The organism is Trichocoleus sp. DQ-A1 (assembly GCF_039961955.1).
Lineage (GTDB): Bacteria > Cyanobacteriota > Cyanobacteriia > Cyanobacteriales > FACHB-T130 > FACHB-T130.
The window spans coordinates 204,635-225,995 of the sequence record NZ_JAMPKE010000005.1; the positions used below are offsets into that span (position 1 = coordinate 204,635).

A 21,361-nucleotide genomic window follows, 5' to 3' on the forward strand; every position below is an offset into this window, starting at 1 on the left:
ATTTAGCAAATCAGTATTATTTCACTAAGATATGGTAAACATCGACTGGATTCCTAAACTTAAATCCTAGCGAGGAGTAAAGATTGAGAACTGAAATATTAGAAGCTGAAATTGAACTTGTCAGTTCCTGATATTTTTGGCTAAATACTTCTTGACAAGCAGCGCTCCAGAAGTACTTAGCCATTCCTCTTCCTCTATATTCTTCACTTAACGCATGAAGAACGATTTTATTTTCAACACATCCCCAAAATCCAGCTATCTGACCATCAGACATTAACCCGAAAACATTTTGAGAGTTATAAAGTTCTTTAAGCCATAAGTCATATCTAAGATCGGCTAGATTCCGATCTAGATTAAAATCTTTATGGAATCGACCATGAATAAAAGCTCCATGAGAAATTTTAATTAAATCGTCTATAGAAACTAACTTAGAAATTTGAATTCCTGCTTTTACATATTCCACAAAGCTATTGCGATTACAGTAAGGTTCAATTAAGGTATCACAGTAATAAAAACCATATTCATGCAAAATTTTTTTAGAGAAAAGTGGATTGACTTTTACGGTGTAATGTCCAGGCTGGAGTACCTTAAAAACTGAATTAAAGATTTCTTCGGATTTAGAAACAATTTCAAAGGTATCGAAGCCAAATACTTTGCTATCCCAAGGAGTCGGCAAAATATACTCAGAAATGTCCATTATTTACACCTTGGATTCGTTTGGAATCAGCTAGGGTTTTTAAAGTTGAAGGAGTAAATGTAGAATTTCTGATGAGATATAAAGGTCTTTTCTTAGCTTCATCAAAACTTTTCCCTAAGTAGATGCCAATAATGCCAAGATTAGAAATAATAATTCCTCCTAGGAAATACAAAGAAACAATAAGGCTAGTCCAACCTGTAACAACGGAACCATAAATAGCTGCATTTATAAAAATATAAGCTCCATATAAGAAAGCAAAAAACGATATCATAAATCCCAAGCGAATAGATAACCGGAGCGGTTTATCAGAATAAGCAATTGTAGTTTCAGATGCTAATTTCCAAAGCTTGCGGAATGTGTATGTACTTTTCCCGGCTAGGCGAGAATCATGCTTTACATCAATGCTGGCAGTTGGAAAACCCATCCAGTCTACCAAACCACCAAAAAATCTCAATTGTTCGCGCATAAGACGAAAACTTTCTAAAACTTTCCGCGAAATCATCCGGAAGTTGCCAACTTGAGCATCATATTTAATATCTGCAAGGTAGCTAAATATTTTATAAAATAGCCTCGAAGTCAGACGCTTCAAAATTGGATCTTTTCGCTTACCTCTCCGAGCAAGCACTACATCATAACCTTCTTGTGCTTTGGCGTAAAATCGGGGGATTTCTTCAGGACGATCCTGCAAATCACAGTCCATCACTACTACCCAGTCACTATCACAATAATCTAAACCAGCTGTAATTCCGTAATGTTGCCCAAAATTGCGACTGAACTGAATTCCCTTTACTCGCCGATCCTGATGGGCTAACTCCAGAATAATCTCCCAGGAGCGATCGCCACCACAGTCCTCTACCAAAATTATTTCAAAATCTTCTGAAATTGTTTCTAAAGAATCTTTTAAACGTTCATAGAGTTCATGCAAACAATCCTCAGCTTTATAAACAGGAATAACCACAGATATATGAGGCATATTTTTTTACCTAACCTCAGATGTCGTACAAGATTTGATTATCATTTAACAACATGAGATTGTTAGCTTCATTGAATGAATTGAAAGTTCCTGCATCCATCCAGCGTCCATTTACAAAGCTGAATTGCAACTGCCCCTGTTTTAGATAGAGTTCGTTAATATTAGTAATTTCCAGTTCTCCCCGCTCGGAGGGCTGAACCTTACGTATCAAATCAAACACTTGGCGATCGTACATATAACAACCGACAACAGCATAGTTAGTCTTGGGTTCTGTAGGTTTTTCTTCAATTTTAATAATTTGCTTTTCATCAAGAGCTGCGATTGCAAATCGTTCTGGATCTCCAACTTCCTTGAGGAGAACTCTAGCTCCCTCAGCTTGTTCCGCAAAAGCTTCAACGTGTTGGCGGATAGAATACTCGAAAATATTATCACCTAGTAGCACAACTATTTTTTTCCCTTGTGCAAATTGCTCCCCTAGGGATAAAGCGTCAGCGATACCTGCTGCTTCTTCTTGGACTCGGTATGTAAATTCACAGCCAAATCTTTTTCCCGACCCTAAAGAATTTACAACATCTCCCATATGGTTGGTGGAAGTCACTATTAAAATATCCGTAATGCCTGAACTTGCTAGTTGTTTAACTGAATGCCAGATCATGGGTTCTTTCCCAACTGGCAACAAGTGCTTATTCGTGACTTCCGTCAAGGGGGCAAGCCGTGTCCCTTTACCACCAGCAAGAATGATTCCTTTCACACTAATCTCTGTAGTTTTTGAATAAGAAACTAACTCAAGCATCGAGATTTTCTGTTATAAGCTGCGATAAAAACTGAAACTCACGAAGTTTTGCTTTTTTTAAGGTTGCACCTAAAAACTACCTTGTGAGATTGCGATAACCCGCCAGAGTACCATATTGCGGACTTTCTAGGACGAAAATTTGTTTCCAGTTCGGATCGTTGCGTATCTGCTCTGCTACATATTTGGCTACTAAACGAGTTTTGGGGCTGGGTTTGACCTGCCACCAAGTATTCGTTTCTGCCCGCCCTGGGTCATTAAACACCACAGCAATGTCAACCTGTTGAGTAGTATCAGCGTAAACACGCTCACTCAATTTGTTTGCAGACAGGTTGGGGTAGAAGCCTGACCAGTAAGATTCATGGACAGTAAAAAGTTTATTAGCTGGTAACGGTAATTTACCATAGCGGTAGAACGTTTCCATGCTAGGTATATAGGTATATTCGTCGAAATAAGAACTCCAAACCACTGAGCCTCCTGCTCTAATCAATTCTTGAGCTAGGGCAACATCAAGCGCTTTTAGTTCTTTCGCTTCAGGATAAGGATGTGTAGCAAAGGAATAGTTGTCTAGAGTCGCACGTCCTCCTAACAAAAGTGCTACAGAAATTAACATGGCTGACAACCGCACTAGCACTCGGTGGTTTGACCAATTCTGGCTAATAGTAACAGGTGATACAACTGCAAAGAATATCAAGGGCACGGCATACATAGTGGAATGTCCGCCCTCCCCTGCACGGAGTACAAGAACTAAGAAAAGAATAACGGAACTGGCGTACCAGATTGAAATTATCAGGTCTTTCCATCTCCGACTTATATCTTGCCAGAACAATACTAAATTAACTAAACAAATAGTACCAAGGATAAAAGTTCCAGGAATTCCAAATAAGTAGTCTACTAAGAAATGGATTACAAAAGTAGTTGATGCTAGTAAGCTCCGATTCAAAGCATATCCATAGACCGTGTAATACTCTAGGTTGCTCTTAAGGTGAGAAATCAAGAAGTATCCAGCTAATAGACCAGTTGTAATACCGATTACGCAAAGCGGCAACAAGATTGTCTTGACAGGAGCACCCTCGCGCCGCCATCGCTGAATAAGGTAGCCCGCCAAGACAGGTACACAGATTACAAAAGCATAGGCTGCGGCAATATAGCGGCTAAGAGTAGCACATGAGGCTAGTACAGCAAATCCAACCAGCCACTTCAAACTTCGCCCTCCGGAGGAGTTTAAAAGGCATAAGGCTGCTCCTCCAATGAGAATAGCTGCGGGGAGATCTAGCCAGTAAGCGCTTAAGCCGAGTCTTGGATGAAATATTCCTGGTATTGCACAAAATAGAGCCATACAGGAAATTGCGTAGGGAGTGCAATCAGTTCGACGGTGAACTGTCCAACCAAGCAGCCCTAAAAAAATGAAGAGCATTGGCAGCACAGTAGCTACATGGCCTACATTATTAGCTAGCAAACTAGGAGCAAAAAGGATCAGCGGTACTGTCCGTAATGGATGTCTGTTGTTGACCAACCATTCTTGTATAGCTAACCCAAGACGCCCTTCATTTGCTAGGCGGACATATAGACGAGCATTCTGTAAAGAATAGGATATAGGATCGTAGAAGTAAGAATAATTCTCTAGGTAAGCTTGCTCAATCTTGATGGTAATAAATCCTATTACGCTGGTTAGAAAAAAGGCCCATAAAAATATAACAAATAGTGGTGACTTTAGCCATTCTCGCATCCAGGTCATATAATTATTCTCTACCAGATAATTTTATTGCTTTTAGGATTTGATAGTACCGATCTTCTAAACCAAGATAAATTTGGGAAAAACCACCAAAATGCCATTTTGGCAAGGATAATAGGTGGGATCCATCTTTTCCATCGAAGAAATCCCCAGAAGCTATTCCAGATTAATGCTTTAGTAAACTGCCTAACTTGATTATCATCATATCTACTTAAATTAGTAGTTTCTTCAACTTTTATTAAAGCATATCCAAAAATCCAATTCTCTGGAACATTTTTAAAATTTTTATCTAACATCTCATTAATTTCACAATGGGCTTCCAATCTTTTCCCAAGAGTTTTATTAGTTTTATACATCCGCGAACCTGCCAATTTTTGGGGCAAATAGTAAAAATCAATATTTTTCCCATAACGGAGCCATAGCTCATAGTCCATACAGTATTCTAAGGAAGCATCTAAGTTGCCGAACTTTTCCACTAAGCTGCGTCTAAAAAATACTGCTGGTTGGCAAAGATAGCAGATTGACTTCAATCGGTCATAGTTCCAAGGCTCTGTGGGAAAAGAAGCTATGATCCTCCCTTCCTCATCAATCCAGTCAGCATCTCCATATACAGCTTGTACGTTTGGATAAGCTTCAAATACCGCTTTAACTGCTTCAAAAGCTCCTGAATAGTAAATATCATCGGAATTAATCCAGGCAATAACATCACCCGTTGTCATTGATATACCTTTATTTACGGCATCCGCTTGTCCGCGATCAGGTTCCGATATCCAGTGAATTTTATGATTGTAAAAATTTAGGATTTCTATTGTTTCATCCTGACTACCCCCGTCACAAATAACGTACTCCATGTCGGGCATTTTTTGTGCTAATACGCTTTGGACAGTATGTTTAATGAAACGCCCTTGGCAAAATGAAGGGGTAATAACGCTAAATCGCAAACTCACAGCACACTTCCTGACGCGAAAATTGAATAAATAATATGTAAAGGCTATCGAACTAGCTCAATAATTGCTTTTGACATTAGCTTGAAAAAAGCTATATTATAACCAATCGTAAGATAATAACTGTTAGGTAAGGTTCAAAATGTCTACAAAGGGTAATCAATCTCTTTTTGCTACACCTCTGCAAGTAGATAATTTAGAGGAGTGTTCATTTTACCATGTCATGGACATACCAGGCGTAGGTGAGGTAGGCGACCACTGGGATCTGCGTAAAACGATAGACAGTTATTTCGGGCAATTTGATTTTAATTCCAAGACTGTTCTAGATGTTGGCGCTGCCAGCGGTTTTCTAACATTTGAAATGGAGCGCCGAGGAGCTTCAGTAACATCGTTTGACATAATTGACGGTTCCATGTGGGATATAGTTCCTCACAACAAGAAATACTTTGACCGCGATCGCTTAGCTAAAAACTTACAGTGGCATATTGACAGAATTAAGAAGGGATACTGGTATGCACACAAAGCTTTTGCTTCTAAAGCATGCGTATACTACGGGGACATTTATGATTTTTCTAAGGCGTTGGGCGAATTTGATGTTGTGATGTTCGGAATGGTTTTGCCCCATTTGCGAGATCCTTTCAAAGCGCTGCATTCTGCATCAGAGTTATCCAAAGAGTGGATCGTTATTACTCAGCAGGGATCGAGCGATAAAAATCCAACTATGCACTTGATGCCTCGAAAGGGCGATACGTCAGATTCAATTAGCTGGTGGTTAATGTCTGATTCATGTGTTCAACAAATGTTGGAAGTTATCGGGTTTGAGATAAGCTCAATTAGCAAGTCAAAGCATTTTTGTAAAGTGCGAAACCACTTTGAAGAATGCACAACATACATTGCTCGTCGAGTTGATTAATCATTAACCTCTTATTTCTCCTTTATCGCTCTTCTGTCACTTTCATGGAATTCAACGACTTTACGTTGTTTCAGACCAATAAAAATCAAGGCTTCATGACAGTTTGACAGAAGAGCAATACTTATTAAGACATTAGAAGATGTAGTGATTAGTTTTGTAAGTAATAGTCTATTTCTTTGCAAATATACTACCACTGCTTCGCTTTGGTAAGCTAGCCAATACATCCAACCAGTCTGTAAGGCGCGGCAAATTTGAGTCCCAGGTGTAGTAGCGTTCCACTACTTCGCGTCCCTGTTGTGCCAGTGTGTTTGCCAGCTCTGGATTGTCAAGCAAGCGCACAATAGCCGCAGCTAATTCCTCATCACTGTGACCCACCAGTAAATGTTTTTCATCCTCAAGGTTTAACCCTTCTTGAGCTATGGGCGAACAGACCATCGGTACGCCAGCGCTGAGCGCCTCCAATACCTTGTATTTAGTGCCGCTGCCTGAAAGCAACGGTACACAAGCTACTGAGGCAAGAGCTAAGTAGGATCGCACATCATCTACTTTGCCGGTCACGACTGTCTTGTGACCATCGCTCTGCGCTAGCAGTGCTGGCTCAGGGGATTGACCCACAATCCACAAGCAGGCTTCAGGATAACGCTGCCGCACCAGTGGCATAATGCGATGCAATAGCCGCCATGCTGCTTGTTGGTTGGGTAAATAGGCCAGACTCCCAACAAACATAATGTGTGGTTTGTCGCTACCTTGCCGCTCGGTAAAAGCAAAATAGTGGGGATCTACACCATTTTCAATTACTAATACCCGCTCGGGGGCGAAGCCATACTTAGCCACAAAAATATTTTTATCAAGTTCGCTCACAGCGATCACCCCATCATAAGCACATAGGTTTTCTTGCTCAAAGCATAAGGCACGGCGAGCCTCCAAGGAGAGCGCCACTTTTGCTATGCCCCGTTGCGAGGCAGCAAGGCGCTGCATTCGCACTGCTTCAACATCGTAAGATGCCATAATGAACCGTGTACGCAATCCTGCGGTTTTTAGTGTCAGCGCCACAGAATTGACTTGTGGACTAACAAATAGAAAGTCTGGCTGTTCGCGCTCGATAGTTTCTTGTATTGCACCTTTAAGGTATGCTGAAATAACCGATAGTGTTTGGGCGATATCCCCGTGGAAGTGCGGTCCTAGTACTGGCAAGTTGCGGCATCGCATCTGGCTAACTATACGGCTTTTGATCGTCCGCTGCAATGCTTTTATATCTACCAAGTCGGGCTGCTGTGCAGCAATTGTCTGGGGAGTATGTAGTTTTTCTAAAAATGGTGCCAGTATATTTTCCCGATCGCTAAATAGGTTCTCTTGTAAGGCAAAAAACTCGATTTTGCTAACTGTAAGCAGGTGCCGTATCAGATGAAAATCGCGAATTTCGCCACCGGAATAACCCGGATGACAAGGCAAAAAGAAAGAGCAAAATACTGAGGAGTAGCGTATGTTTTTTCTGTAAATACGATAAGCTGATGAGACTGGTATTAAGTTCGCATGAGCATCCAGTTTAACAGTAGGTGGCTGTGGTGATGTTGGGGTTTGTGGCTTTAACCTTCGTAGAGCGACAATGGGCAGCCATTGCTCCAGTTCCTCTGGATTACCAACGCGGGTCACAGTGGAAAGTCCCACTAATGTAGCAATCGCCCAGAAACGCGCATCACGAGGGTAGTTTTCGTACTTACGGGACATATAGCTGCTGACAAAATCCCGGAAGGTTGAGCGAAACTCCGTTGAACGTAGAGACGGCCACCAAGGGCGGCTGAAGCGATACAACTCAACTAAAAACTTGTTCCAATCGCTAGTTTTACTTGCCGCATGGATACGGTAAAAAGCCTGTGTGCGTTCGATCTTCTTAATTTTGGCTTTCCAGGCAAAGCGCCAAAACAGCTCAAAGTCAAAGATGTAATGATATGTTTCATTCAGATAACCGCATGATTTCAGCAGGCGATTGCGGAAGAATACGGTAGGCTGGGGTACAGCATGGACATACGACCAGTAAGCTGGTATGCGATTTAGTGGCTGCACCTCGCCATAGTACAAACCTGTGCGAGAACCGTGGTTCGCTAGGTAAAGCTTGTTTTCTTCATCAATGTAAAGCGCATTAGCGAATACCATATCTAGTTCAGGGTCTTCAACGAATGCCCGACCAACCTGCCACAAAGCATCGCTAGCTAACATATCGTCTGAGTTTAGCCATGCGAGAATTTCACCCGTAGCCATAGCAAACCCTTTATTAATAGCATGAGCCGGACCGCGATCGGGTTCTGATATCCAGTAGGTTAACTGTTGTTGGTAGCGAAGTATCACATCTACGCTACCGTCTGTAGAACCACCGTCGAAAACAAGTATTTCCAACTTCGGGTAGCCCTGACACAATATACTTTCTAGCGTCTGACTCAGGAACTGCGCCTGGTTAAAGGAAGGGATGATAATACTAATTAAGGGTAATGTAGAGAAGTCAAGTTGGGGTAGGTGTTGAGGAGTAATTGCAGTTGCAAACGGTAGATAAACTTTATCTTGTGGATCGCTTTGTTCGGGAAAGCCATCATCGTTTCCGCATTGCTGAGCCAGCTGTTGTCTAATGGCATTCATGCCCTCAAGCAGATGGTGGCGTAGCTGGGTTGTTGCACTTGTCGCACAGTTATTGGTTACACTCACAAGGGTCTCCAACATATAAAACAAGCTGCCAGGGGTTGCCTCCTGTTGAGTATGAAATTGGATCATGTGAGCGATCTCAAAGGCACGGCTAAGCTTACCGCTACGGGTTTTGGTTTCCTCGTACTCGCGGCTTACCGCCAAAAACTCGTTGATCAATACAGCGGGGTAGCACTTGGCAATGCGGATGAGAATATCCCAGTCCATGCAGAAACATAGTTTTGAGTCTAGCCCCCCAACTTCATCCCAAGCCCTGCGCCAAAAGAAGACAGATGGCTGAAGAATGTAGTCAAGGCCTTGCATCAGCGCCTCACGGTTTAGTGCCAGGTGCCGTCGGCAGAAGGGAGTATAGGATTCGCTTGATTGGTTGTAGCGCAGACCATTGCCAATGTAGAGTCCGTGTTCTGGAAAAGCTGCATAGGCACGTCCCGCACTCCAGAGGGAGTCACCCCAGTAGAAGTCATCTGAGTTGAGCCAGGTTACAAGTTCGCCTGTGCAGTGTTGCATACCCAAATTGATTGCCTCTGACTGACCACCATCGGGCTGGCTTTGCCAGTATGTCAACTTTGGCTCATATGAGTGAATAATATTTAGACTCTCATCAGTAGAACCACCATCCATTACTATGACTTCAAGGCGTGGGTACCCTTGACAAAAGATGCTCTCCAGCGTCTGACCTAGGTATTTGCCTTGGTTAAAAGATGGCACGATAATGCTGATTGAAGGTAGTTTATACATCATTACTGGTATGCGTTGAACCAATTCTGTTCATTTAGCAATCACTTTTGTTTAAAAGGCTTGTCTATGCCTCTGCCATCGGTGGGGAACTAATTAATAATAACTTCCTGCTGTAATAAAGTGTCAAAATAGACTGCAATCTCAACTTTGAACACGAGCAGTCAAACAATTATTTGTACGCCAATGTCAGCATCATCTTAACTCTTAATCTAAAGCCATGATTACAGTTGATTTTGCTTGAATCATAACTCTTATTTAAGCTTAATTAATTTTCTAAGCCACCTAGATAATCGCTCTATATTTTTGAAAAGAATCAGACGATCAGCTTCGCTTCGCTGGAGCTGCTCAGACAACTGTTCAATGACTGTCAAACGAGCCGCACGATCAGCTTCGCTTCGCTGGAGCTGCTCAGACAACTGTTCAATGACTGTCAAACGAGCCACACGGTCAGCTTCGCTTCGCTGGAGCTGCTCAGACAACTGTTCAATGACTGTCAAACGAGCCACACGGTCAGCTTCGCTTTGCTGGAGCTGCTCGGACAACTGCTCAATGACTATCAAACGAGCCGCACGGTCTGCTTCGCTTTGTAGGAGCTGGGACTGCGAGCGCTCTAATTCTGCTTGATTTTGCTGGAGCTGAGAGTGCGAACGCTCTAATTCTGCTTGATTTTGCTGGAGCTGAGAGTGCGAGCGCTCTAATTCTACCTGAGTCTGATATTTTAGATCGTTAGCTTTTGTGAGGGCTTGGTCGCGAACCTCCACTATTCTCCAAAAAGCATCGACTTGTTTTTCAATTTCCATATTTTCATAGCCCAATAGTTGATCTGCTTGCTGACAATTTTTATCTAAACTCGCAGCAATGTAAGACTCAGCTCCCTGGTTACTTTCCATTACAGCTATTGTCCTTATTTTACCCCCTCTAGATGGTTTAGATAAAGTATTATCACCTGTACAATAAGTAAACTTACTAAAGTCATTCACAAAATTATCACTGTAGTTGATATTAAGAACATCACACATTCGTGTTAATTCTTTTTCTGGCTTCCGGCAAAAATTTTCATAGTGAAACAATGGATATTTTGAAATTTTTTGCACATAAGCTAGGTAACAAATTCCAAATTCTTTGATTGGTAATTTTCGTAAATGTTTGAAAGTGCGTGTCAAAGATTCATAAACATCAGCAGACCGTCGTGCTAAGACTACAGGAGAGATAGTAAATCCAGATTGCTCTAAATATAGTTCTTGCTCCAGAACCATACTTGGTGCATAAATATCATCACTTGCGTTATCCAAAAAGTTTATTGTTGTCCAATCACGAATTATTAAGTGGCTGTTCTGCTGTCGCGCCACCTCCACTAGTAATCGAATTTTCTCTACGTATTTTTTTTTGCTAAAATCTGAAAAATCACCAGACGAAACTAACTTAAACCAGTCACGTGCTTGAACTTCAATTGGAACAAGTGAAGCATGAGGATTTACTTCTGAAAGAATAATATTACCTGGTATACATCCTAAGCAGCGATTAATTAATGTGCCACCAGAACGTGCAAAAGTGTAAAGTACGGGGAGTTTTATTTGCTTTAATGTTTCCCGCATAGAATTGAGCTAATGGATTTAAACAAACAACTATTCTAGATAATATTTTATTCTTCTGTAACACAATTCAATGATAAAATTTTTGATTTTACACCGAAATCTACATAGCCTGATCTTAAAGTATCTGATTCTTCAGGCTGTACTCTAAACATTGCTGCATCAACTAGACGATGAACAAAGACTTCAGAGTGATTTAACCTACCCAAAACTCCTGCATTTAAAAAATATACTCCTGGTTGTAGATAACAGGAAAATCTAAACTTGACTTGGAGTTCTTTGCCTTTATCTACGTATTCTATGGGCTTATCTATTGTGTGAGATGCTGCTCCTCCTAATTCAAATCCTTCAATTGTTTTAATTACCATTCCGAACCTAACTCTATGTATCTTTTCCAGAAATTTTACTGAGTAAGTATAAATGTATTCTTTTCTTCTTTTTAGAAGATTTACTCGCCTACCTTCTATAGTAGTAACATAAGGTTTTTCAATAAGCGCTCCACAAGATACATACGACAAAGTACTTTTTGGAATAAGGTTCGGATCGTAGGTCTCATAAAAATCATCGATATTTTTAGTTTGGCTTGAAGTTTTATACTCTAATTCTTCTTGACTGGCTTCTAATAAAATTTCATTTTTTTCATTTTTTATAAAATGCTTCCCATTCCGGATGTTTTCTCGAATTTTTTCTGCTTCATCTACAGGTGCATATATCAATTTTTGATAGTTAGAAATTACTGTCTTAGGTGTTGCTACTAGCAGATTCTCTCCTTTGTCTAGTAAAACTGCTGATCTACATAAGCCTATAACTGAAGGTGCTGAGTGTGAAACAAAAAGGATGGTTACACCTCTTTCCTGAAGAGCTTGAATACGTCCAAAACACTTTCGCTGAAAAGCTTCATCACCAACTGCTAGAGCCTCATCCACAATAAAAATGTCAGGTTCAACGCTAATAGAAACTGCAAATGCTAGCCTCACAAACATTCCACTGGAATAAGTCTTAACGGGTTGCTCCATAAAATCACTAATATCAGCAAATGCAGCAATTTCATCAAATTTTGCTTCTATATGTTTTCGCTCTAAACCTAGTAGCTGTCCATTAAAAAAGACATTTTGTCTTCCTGTAAATTCAGGATTAAATCCGCTGCCAAGTTCTAATAAAGCTGAAATCCGTCCATTGACCCTTACCTCTCCAGTAGTGGGTGTTATTGTTCTGACAATAATCTGCAATAACGTACTCTTCCCAGAACCATTGCGCCCCACAATTCCTAAAGCTTGCCCCTTGGGCACTTCCAAGTTAATATCACGCAGTGCCCAAAATTCATCTGCCCTACTATCTCCCGGCAACAATAACTCCTTGAGCCGGTCTACAGGTCGCTCATAGCGCTTAAAGCACTTAGAAACATTCCTCAGCGAAATTGCAATCTCACTCATTACGCCACTGCTTCAAACACCACAACTCGCAGACTCAATTACACCCTAGAGTACATCAGCAAACGCCGGACGCAATCTTTTGTATAGCGATAACCCTGCAAAAAACACTACCAGAGAAACCACCGCTACAAGACTCCACTCTCCCCAGTGTTTTATTTCTCCCACTAGCACCAAATCTCTATAAACCTCAGCGATCGCTGTCATCGGATTTAACCAAAACACCCAACCTCGCCATTCCTCCGGAATCGCTGATGCTGGATAAATAATCGGTGTTACGTAGAACCAGAGGTTTAAGATAACTCCCAGCGTTTGAGGAATATCTCGCAAAAACACCGTCAGTCCTGCCACTAAATAACCCAAGCCAGCGGTTAACAACAACTGCGGTAGCCAAATCAGGGGCAACAGTGCCAACGTCGTGTGTAGAGTTCCAGCCGACACCGCCACTAACAGAATCAACGCCATCAAGCCAAATGAACTTTCAATAAATGTCGATAAAATCGGTACAAGCGGTAACAACGCCAGCGGAAACACTACCTTCTTGACCAAGTTTGGCTGTCCCACCACCGAACTTGCTGCTTGGGTAAGTCCACTCGTAAATGCAAGCCAGGGAAGCAACCCCGCAAATAGCCATAAACCATAGGTAATATTATTCGCTGGCAAACCCTTTAAAGTCAGCTTTACCTGCAAGACAATCGAGAAAACATAGGTATAAATCAGCAACTGCGACAGCTGATTAACTAAAGGCCAAAAATTGCCTAGAACCGAACCCTTATATCGCGCTTCCAAATCCCGCCGCACCAGGGTTCTCAACAAATCCAGCTTTGCCCACCACAGGTCATTAACCGGCAGCAAACGCCTCACCCTGCCAGCTTTGCGAACAACTGCTTTCATCGACTTCAACAAATCCCGCTACTCTCTCACAACCAAAACACGAAGCCACTTTTTTCTATGAAGCTGAGTCAAACCTTAGAGTTCCCATTGTCGCTTTTTGGCATTTGTTTGGATTTTGTAACAAGTCTAGTCTATTAAGTTAAAGATGATATAGGAAATTTGCTGCAATACAAGCAGAAGTTTTGCGAGTGGCAGCTTCTGCCGAGGTAAAGCTTAGCAGCCTCAAGGTCATCTTGGTGCTACGCCAAAGCGGTAGAGCAAAGAGTTTGGGTCTAAATACCGTCCCTGGGTATTGATTCAGAGGTGAGCTGAACCAAAAGAAAGCGATGTCCTAAGAGGACGACCTTCGGTTCGCTACTGCTCGATCAAACCAATCTCCGAGGTTTTGCCCTAAACTGTGGAATGATTCGGAATGGTTCATTTGCATCGGAGCAGCAATGGAGATCGGTCAGAAAGTAAAAGTATACCGCCTCAGAGACAGGGTTTCTCCCGCCGTTGTTAATAAACTGGGGAAAGTCGGCACCATCAAAGGCTACAAAATGACGGATGGTAGTGGCGTTGGGGTCGTCGTGCAATTTGACGACAACTCGACCACTTGGTTTTTTGAAGATGAACTGAAACCCGCACAATAAGAACAGATGGCCCTGATTTTAACGTTTTTGGGCAAAGGCGGCACGGGTCGCACCACAGTCGCGATCGCAGCCGCCAAACAACTGGCAAGCAAGGGAGCGCGAGTGCTACTTGCCGGACAAGACCCCGGCCCCACTCTCGGATTGCTCCTAGGGGCGTCCCCTAGCGTTGACCCCCAGGAACTGGAGCAAAACTTACAGGTAGTCCAGTTCCAGTCTGCCGTGCTACTCGAACGCAGCTGGGAAGAAGTCAAAAAACTGGAAGCGCAGTATCTACGGACGCCTCTGCTGAAAAATGTCTACGGTCAGGAGCTGGGCGTTCTGCCAGGGATGGACAGCGCCTTGGCTCTCAACGCCATCCGCGAGTACGAAGCCAGTGGCAAGTATGACGTAATCATCTACGACGGCAGCGGCGACCAGACTACCCTGCGGATGCTGGGGATGCCAGAGATACTCAGCTGGTATATTCGCCGGTTCCGAAAAGTCGTGGAAGATTCCGACCTGTGGAGAACCGTTTCGCCCTTTATTCAACCCATTAGCAGCGCTGTTCTCAATGTGTCATGGACTGGGGATAACTTTGCCCAACAGCCCACCAATGAGGTGAACAATCTGCTAGAGCGAGGGAGAGCCGCAGTCGCTAACCCCAACCGCGTTGCCGCCTATTTGGTAACGACGGGTGCGCCAACTGCTGTTGCCACCGCCCAGTATTTTTGGGGCAGTGCCCAACAAGTCGGGCTGACCGTAGGAGGTGTTCTGCTCAACCAAGAATCGGTCGCAGAAGGTATTTCGGAAAACTTTACTCCACTTGCGGTCAGTGCCCTTCCCAGCTCGCCACCGGGCGACTGGCAACCACTCATAGACGCCCTCCCAGATTTGCGCCAAGTATCGGGGCTGCCCAAACCTATCGAGATTGACATTCCAGGTCGTCAGGTACGTCTATTCTTGCCTGGTTTTGATAAAAAGCAGGTAAAACTCACCCAATACGGCCCTGAAGTCACCATCGAAGCCGGAGATCAGCGGCGCAATATCTCCTTACCCCCCCAGTTGAGCGGTCAACCCGTCAAAGGCGCTAAATTTCAAAATAGTTACTTGGCGATTTCGTTCTAATTGGTCATTGAGAATTGGTAATGGGTGATGGGTACTTGATAATGACCATTACCCGTTACCCATTACCTATTACCTATTACCCATTAGCAAATGACAACCGACAAACAACAAACAACCGATAACAACCCATCTGAGCGGAGTGCGAAAACTCGTCAACTGCTGGGCATGAAAGGTGCCGCTCCTGGCGAGACTTCTATCTGGAAAATTCGCTTGCAGTTGATGAAGCCGATTACCTGGATTCCCTTGATTTGGGGCGTTGTCTGCGGTGCGGCTTCTTCCGGTGAATACACTTGGACGCTGGAAAATGTCCTGAAAGCCGCTACTTGTATGCTGCTGTCGGGACCTATTTTAGTTGGGTATACCCAAACTTTAAATGATTTTTACGATCGCGATATCGACGCGATTAACGAACCCTACCGTCCGATTCCCTCTGGTGCCATTTCTGTTCCCCAAGTGGTGACGCAAATTTTGGTACTGTTATTTGCGGGGTTAGGGCTTTCCTACGTTTTAGATAAATGGGCGGGACATAATTTTCCTACCATCACCTGCATTGCCTTGGGCGGTACGTTGCTCGCCTATATTTACTCTGCACCACCGCTGAAGCTGAAGAAAAATGGCTGGCTGGGCAATTACGCCCTTGGTGCGAGTTACATTGCTCTCCCCTGGTGGACAGGTCACGCGCTGTTTGGCGAGTTAAACCCTACGATTATGCTTCTGACCCTGTTCTACAGTTTGGCGGGGTTGGGAATTGCGGTGGTGAATGACTTCAAAAGCGTTGAAGGCGATCGCCAACTCGGTCTACAATCGCTTCCGGTGATGTTTGGTGTTGGCACGGCTGCATGGATATGCGTGCTGATGATCGATATCTTTCAAGCTGGAATTGCCGCGTATTTAATTAGCATCCACCAAAATCTTTATGCGGCAATCTTGATATTACTCATCATCCCCCAAATCACTTTTCAAGATATGTATTTTCTGCGCGATCCCTTGAAAAATGATGTGAAATATCAGGCAAGCGCTCAACCTTTCCTAGTTCTAGGAATGCTTGTTGCTGGTTTGGCATTAGGTCACGCCGCTTATTAGTAGTAGCGCGTCTAGGCTAGAATGCTTGGTTAAACAAATGTCTGAAAACTTACATTTCAAGCTTTTTAGGTCTGAGTAAGCCCACTAAATTAGACTGGACGCGCTACTACTTTTGCTTGTAAGAATTTGTTTGTAAGCTTTAATGGTTGTTTGAGCGATCGCTTTCCAACTGTAATTTTTCAAAGCGTACTCTTGGGCATTGATTCCCCGTCGCTGTCGTTCCGAAGCATCAACAAGTGAATCGCGCAATTGTTTAGTTAAACTATCCACATCACAGGTGCAAACCCAGCCAGCTTCCACTTGTTTAATTTCCTCCCAGATATAAACTTGGTCAGAAATTACTACCGGGGTTCCGTTACACATCGCCTCTGCTACAGCAATGCCAAAGTTTTCGTAGTAAGAAGGGAGGACAAATACATCGGCATCTTGTAGGAAGGCAGTTTTCGACTCACCAGTTACAAATCCGGTTATAGTAGTGCGATCGCGTAAAGGTGACGCTTGCAACTGTTCTCGAATTTTGTTCTCATAAGCTGGATCTTGCGGATTTCCACCTGCCAGCACAAAGTGAAAATCAGTACCCTCTTCTAAAAGTTTTTCCAAGGCTGGAATCAGTAAATTTAGCCCTTTTTTTGGGTCAATCCGAGACATGAATAGCAGCAAAGGCTGAGTCTCCGGAATGCCTAATTCCTTTCTAGCTTGCCCCTTCGGGAGCATCGCTGGCTGCTTTACGCCTAAGGGAATTACCACATCTGGCGTTGAAGTTCCGAAGCGTTCGGAAATCTTAGCTTCTTGGGAGCTGGTGAAGTGAATTCCCGCCGCACCTGCTAAATTGGGACGTTCTAGCAGTGCCGCGTAAATCTGCTTCAACTGCTTCTTCTTGCGTAAGTCTGAGGGGTCTAGCGTCCCCAGAGGACGCATTAAATAGGGTAAATGACGCGATCTCGCCACAGTCGCTGCCGCCGTGCTTACAGGCGAAAATAAAGCGTGGATATGAGCTAAATCAAATTCAGCCGCGTGTCCTGCTAACCAGCGCAACAAATCTAGGGAAAACTTATAGCGTCGGAACGGGGAGCAGGGGAAATAACGCACTTGATAGCCGTTTTGTTCCACCGGACGGTCGAGAGGCACATCCAAGGGTGGCTGACCGACATCACCGTTGCTATTTGTTGTTAGTACCGTCACCTCTACCCCTTCAGACGCCAGTGCCTCTGATAGCCCCAGAACCATCTGACTGGGACCCCCATAAACTAAAGAAATTGAAGGGACAATTTGTAAAATTTTCATTTTGTTTGTCAGTTGTCAGTTGTCAGTTGTAAGCACTACTGACAACTGACTAACTGTTTATAAAAATCTAATTGCTGCTTAGCTAATGCAGTATTTGTATATTGCGCGATCGCTCGTTCATAACCCAGCTTACCCAACTTCTGGGCTAAATCTGGTTGTTCCATCAATTGCCCCAGGCAATTTTGCAAAGCTACTGCATCTTTCTCTGGAAAGATTAACCCCGCATCTCCAATGACGTGCGGAATTTCCCCGGAATCAGAACCAATTACAGGAACTTGGCAAGCCATCGCTTCAATCAGCACATGACCAAACTGTTCTTTCCAACCAGCGGCAGTCAAAGTTTTAAACTTATAAGTTGTTTCTGAAGGTAACACTAGCGTATTCATCAGGTTGATATAGCAGGGAACTGCGTCATGAGGAACGCTTTCCACCAAAATCAATTTATCTTTAATCCCCGCCTCAGCGGCTTGTTCTAGTAGTACCGATTGCAAGGGGCCGCGACCGAGTAAAAGCAATTTCCAGGGGCGTGACTGCAAGCCTTTCAACGCTTGCAACAGCGTCAGCAGACCTTTTTCTTCCACAAACCGCCCCACAAACCCGACTACAAATTCATCCGGTTGAATCCCCAGTTTTGCTGCCAATTCTGGCTGCGGTGTTGGTGAGAACAATCTCTCATCTACACCCAGCTGCGGCATCACCTTGCTAGGGCCGTCGTAGCCACGCTGCCGCAATATATCCACACCATCTTGATTTCCAGCAATCAGTCCGTGAGTGTGTCGTAGGTTATAAGCTTCTAGCAAGGAAACCGGAAATTTTAGTTCGTAGGGTAAGTTCCACCAGGTAAAAAACACATTTTTTGCCTTCAGCCCCAACAGTCGATTGAGCGTAATCAGCTGAGCATAACCTAAAGCTTTTGAACCCTGTTCCACTTGAATAATCTGGGGTCGAAACTGGCGCAACAAGGAAATCAAGTCAGCCCCAAAGGTAAGCATTCCCTGGTTGTTCTGGCTGAAATTAGAAACTGGCACGATTTGAAAAGAGCCTTCTTGACGCAGCTGAGTTTCAATCGTCTTATTTTGAACACCCCCAGGTTGCCACTGGCGCGGCACAACGACAGTTACTTCAATTCCGGGTTCCAGTTGAGCTAACGCCCTTAGTTTCTCGCAGTTGAGGTCAACGATATAAGTGTGACTGGCAACTAAAATTTTCATTGCGAATATCAAGAACTATTTTTGAATGTTTAGATTTCGGCTATTAGCTTTAGTTTTTTTCTAAACGCCAAATATCCTGTATTTTAGGTGAATTATTCTGTGCTACCAAAACAGGTTCTATTTTATAGTTCTGCTCTTGCTTTAGTTTCTGAAGCAGTCCTTTAGACACTTCCAATAAAAAAACATCGCTATAACCGTCTGGTACATTGACTGAGCTAGCTTTTTTAGTCAGTATTTTAAACTGTATTTTTGAATCTAGTAGATAGCTGAGCGTGAATGCACGACCTAAATTATCAGTAATTACTAGAGGACGAGTTGCTTGGTTGATTGTACGAGCTACCGCTGGATAGTGTGGGCTGCCAAAAGCCGACCAAGAAGGAGTTTGAGCAATAATTACACAGGATATAATTCCGCTTAGAAGTACGGCTGATGCTGCTACTTTTCCAAATGTTCTTTGCCAAGATTGTTTGGAACTTAACCAATTAGCTAAAAAGTACGAAACTACTATTTCTAAACCTAAAACGGTAGGGATTAAATATCTAAAACGGGTCGTAATAGAACCTCCGCTAATTATATCCTTGAGCATTAGTAGGACTCCTGTCATCCCAATTAATGTCAAAATAAATAACCATACCCGTTCTGGATTTTTTTTGAAAAGTAGATAAAAAGAAAAGCCAGTAATTATTAAGATTAAAGGAGTAAAAAATAATTGTAAATATCGTAAATTTTGAGTAAGACCAGCCCAAGGATCGTAAAAATCAACAAAAGTAGTTACTATATTGCCTATCCAGACCTTAATCAGTGATAGCAAAGGGATGCGGCTTGATACCTGATCGACTGAATACGAAGACATACCCGATGCCATAAAAAGATAAAACCACGGCAAAAAAATTAATCCACTACAAGCCGAGGCAAGTAGATAACATATTAAATTTCTGTAAAATCGAAATCTTTCGGTAAGAAAAACATAGGCCCCGTGTGCAATTAAAACAAATCCAAATAGTACATTAGAATATAAACCACCAATAGCAGTTATTCCATATATTACCCAACTAAGTTTTGTCTTGGTTCGCATCGCTCTCAAAAGAGCCGCGCTGGATAATAAAGTGACGACTGCCAGTAAACTATACGGTCGCACCACTTGAGCATATTGTAAATGAAATGGAGAGACAGCGACTAGAGCTGTGGCGATCCAGGCGACAAGGTGAAATTCAAATAATTCCCAACATAGCCAATAAATACCTACTAAAACAAAAAGACTAATAAATGCTGAAAAGCTTCTTTGAATGATTAACGGATTACTAAATATATGGGTTCCCAATTCTGACCAGATTCGCATTCCCACTGAAAAAACAGGTGGAAATACATAGGGTTCTACTACCAACCTTTGAATAGATTGACTGAAACTTATATCAGGGTTTATCCACTGATACTTCTGTAGCTCGTCAACTCCAACTACCGAATCATCAACTGCTAAGAACCGTTGACCGAATATGTATGTGGTGCTAAAAGTCTCATCATTTGAATAAATTTTTTGGTCGAGGTGATAAAACCTCAAAAAAATGCCTAAAACCAAAGAGAGAATGAGCAAAGCTTTTAGAAAAAGGGGAAGCACATGAAGATCGGGTGTTGTTTTATTTTCCATAGCTACGCCTCCTTTTTGTCGAGCTGGGTGTATATTTGACCATCTGCCCAGTTAGATTGAATAACTGTACCCAATGCTTTAAAGAATCCGAGAGTGTAGGAAACACCGCGACTAAGGATTTTGATGGGAGAACCGCTTTTGTAACAAGGGGGATGACCTAAAACGTGACAGTCAAATAGCTTGGCAAAGAATCGCAGACATTGAGCTGGGGTGAGGTTTTTGAAGCCTAATAGAAAGTGGTTGTGATAGAAGGTAAGTTGGTACTGGAGCGATCGCGTACTAATATCGTGACAGCCGCCAGTTTCTTCTCCTAGGTGAACTAAATCAGCATCAGGGTCGTACCAAATCTGATACCCCGTCTGCCGCAACCTTAGACAAAAATCCGACTCTTCGCGCACCGCACTTCCCCGAAAACGCTCATCAAAATGCAGTCCGTGCTTCGTAAAAATTTCTCGCCGGAAAGACATATTGCAGCCTCTGGCAGTCAGAACGCGCTGCGGCTTCACGGTATGCACTAAGTCAATGTGGTACCAGGCAATTCCAGGGTCCATCGCTTCTGGGGGCAAATCCTCAATCGTCAACTTATTGCCGGAATCTTCCAACTTCATCCGGTCAAATACTCGCCCTGCCACCGCACCCACTTCCGGACGCTCTAAATAATTGCGAGCATGAGCCTCTAAATATCCAGGCTTTAGCAGGACATCATCATCCAGAAATAACACAATTTCCCCAACTGCCCGCCGTACCGCATAATTTCGGGCACCCGGTAAACTTGCCCAATCTACGCGAAACCAACGAATTTTACCGCTGTTTGCCAACTCCTCAAGATACGCTTGAGTTTCGGGCTGGTGCGTGGCGGTTTGATCGACCACTAGCACTTCAAAGGCTGGGTAGTCTTGCAGCAAGACATCTTTGAGCGTGTCTCGCAAAGGTTCTTCACGTCCGTAAGTGGGGATAATAACCGAAATCAAAGGCTTCACGGTTTACTGCTCCGAAATGCAA

General features: G+C 43.1%; 17 protein-coding genes. 4 read left to right on the forward strand and 13 right to left on the reverse strand.

From position 1 onward, the window contains the following. Positions 1–16: 16 nt before the first annotated feature. The 5 genes from NDI33_RS07855 to NDI33_RS07875 all read right to left on the reverse strand — a co-directional run bounded on the left by NDI33_RS07855 (position 17) and on the right by NDI33_RS07875 (position 5,142). Positions 17–697 carry a GNAT family N-acetyltransferase gene (locus NDI33_RS07855; protein WP_190410397.1) on the reverse strand — a complete coding sequence of 227 codons (681 nt, stop codon included), beginning with the start codon at positions 695–697 and terminating at the stop codon, positions 17–19. Next, a complete protein-coding gene (locus NDI33_RS07860; protein WP_190410398.1) occupies positions 684–1,670 on the reverse strand; it encodes a glycosyltransferase family 2 protein in 987 nt (328 codons plus the stop codon). The genes NDI33_RS07855 and NDI33_RS07860 overlap by 14 nt, the downstream gene beginning before the upstream one ends. Before the next feature lie 16 nt (positions 1,671–1,686). Next, positions 1,687–2,421 carry a sugar phosphate nucleotidyltransferase gene (locus NDI33_RS07865; protein WP_190410438.1) on the reverse strand — a complete coding sequence of 245 codons (735 nt, stop codon included), beginning with the start codon at positions 2,419–2,421 and terminating at the stop codon, positions 1,687–1,689. A 118-nt stretch (positions 2,422–2,539) separates the two neighbouring features. After that, the gene (locus NDI33_RS07870; protein WP_190410399.1) at positions 2,540–4,198 is read right to left on the reverse strand and encodes a hypothetical protein; all 1,659 of its coding nucleotides are present in this window, start codon (positions 4,196–4,198) and stop codon (positions 2,540–2,542) included. Positions 4,199–4,209: 11 nt separating this feature from the next. Further along, entirely contained in the window at positions 4,210–5,142 is a 933-nt protein-coding gene (locus NDI33_RS07875) for a glycosyltransferase family 2 protein (RefSeq protein WP_190410400.1), read from the reverse strand. A gap of 139 nt (positions 5,143–5,281) precedes the next feature. Here NDI33_RS07875 and NDI33_RS07880 point away from each other — a divergent pair, with 139 nt between their 5' ends. Next, positions 5,282–6,052, forward strand: a complete 771-nt coding sequence (locus NDI33_RS07880) for a methyltransferase domain-containing protein (protein WP_190410401.1) — start codon at positions 5,282–5,284, stop codon at positions 6,050–6,052. A 168-nt stretch (positions 6,053–6,220) separates the two neighbouring features. Here the strand turns inward: NDI33_RS07880 and NDI33_RS07885 are convergent, their stop codons facing one another. The 4 genes from NDI33_RS07885 to NDI33_RS07900 all read right to left on the reverse strand — a co-directional run bounded on the left by NDI33_RS07885 (position 6,221) and on the right by NDI33_RS07900 (position 13,400). Then, the gene (locus NDI33_RS07885) at positions 6,221–9,487 is read right to left on the reverse strand and encodes a glycosyltransferase (RefSeq protein ID WP_190410402.1); all 3,267 of its coding nucleotides are present in this window, start codon (positions 9,485–9,487) and stop codon (positions 6,221–6,223) included. A 248-nt stretch (positions 9,488–9,735) separates the two neighbouring features. After that, positions 9,736–11,079, reverse strand: a complete 1,344-nt coding sequence (locus NDI33_RS07890; protein WP_190677321.1) for a hypothetical protein — start codon at positions 11,077–11,079, stop codon at positions 9,736–9,738. Positions 11,080–11,126: 47 nt separating this feature from the next. Continuing rightward, positions 11,127–12,509 carry an ABC transporter ATP-binding protein gene (locus NDI33_RS07895; RefSeq protein ID WP_190410404.1) on the reverse strand — a complete coding sequence of 461 codons (1,383 nt, stop codon included), beginning with the start codon at positions 12,507–12,509 and terminating at the stop codon, positions 11,127–11,129. Positions 12,510–12,554: 45 nt separating this feature from the next. After that, positions 12,555–13,400 (reverse strand): ABC transporter permease, encoded by an 846-nt coding sequence (locus NDI33_RS07900; protein WP_190410405.1) that lies wholly within the window; start codon positions 13,398–13,400, stop codon positions 12,555–12,557. Between the two features lie 437 nt (positions 13,401–13,837). Between NDI33_RS07900 and NDI33_RS07905 the strand changes: the two genes are divergently transcribed. The 3 genes from NDI33_RS07905 (at position 13,838) to chlG (ending at position 16,219) form a co-directional block, all read left to right on the forward strand. Next, positions 13,838–14,032, forward strand: a complete 195-nt coding sequence (locus NDI33_RS07905) for a DUF2862 domain-containing protein (protein ID WP_190410406.1) — start codon at positions 13,838–13,840, stop codon at positions 14,030–14,032. A 6-nt stretch (positions 14,033–14,038) separates the two neighbouring features. After that, positions 14,039–15,136, forward strand: a complete 1,098-nt coding sequence (locus NDI33_RS07910; RefSeq protein ID WP_190677323.1) for an ArsA family ATPase — start codon at positions 14,039–14,041, stop codon at positions 15,134–15,136. Between the two features lie 90 nt (positions 15,137–15,226). Further along, the gene (gene chlG / locus NDI33_RS07915; protein WP_190677325.1) at positions 15,227–16,219 is read left to right on the forward strand and encodes a chlorophyll synthase ChlG; all 993 of its coding nucleotides are present in this window, start codon (positions 15,227–15,229) and stop codon (positions 16,217–16,219) included. 84 nt (positions 16,220–16,303) lie between these two features. Here chlG and hpsP read toward each other — a convergent pair whose 3' ends face one another. From hpsP to hpsN, 4 genes are read right to left on the reverse strand one after another with little or no spacing between them, the layout of a single operon-like run. Further along, complete coding sequence (gene hpsP / locus NDI33_RS07920) at positions 16,304–17,503, reverse strand: hormogonium polysaccharide biosynthesis glycosyltransferase HpsP (RefSeq protein WP_190677327.1); 1,200 nt, start codon at positions 17,501–17,503, stop codon at positions 16,304–16,306. 35 nt (positions 17,504–17,538) lie between these two features. After that, a complete protein-coding gene (gene hpsO, locus NDI33_RS07925) occupies positions 17,539–18,714 on the reverse strand; it encodes a hormogonium polysaccharide biosynthesis glycosyltransferase HpsO (protein WP_190677328.1) in 1,176 nt (391 codons plus the stop codon). A 49-nt stretch (positions 18,715–18,763) separates the two neighbouring features. Beyond that, positions 18,764–20,359, reverse strand: a complete 1,596-nt coding sequence (locus NDI33_RS07930) for a glycosyltransferase family 39 protein (protein WP_190677330.1) — start codon at positions 20,357–20,359, stop codon at positions 18,764–18,766. A 2-nt stretch (positions 20,360–20,361) separates the two neighbouring features. Beyond that, the gene (hpsN, locus tag NDI33_RS07935) at positions 20,362–21,339 is read right to left on the reverse strand and encodes a hormogonium polysaccharide biosynthesis glycosyltransferase HpsN (protein WP_339380834.1); all 978 of its coding nucleotides are present in this window, start codon (positions 21,337–21,339) and stop codon (positions 20,362–20,364) included. Positions 21,340–21,361: the final 22 nt, after the last annotated feature.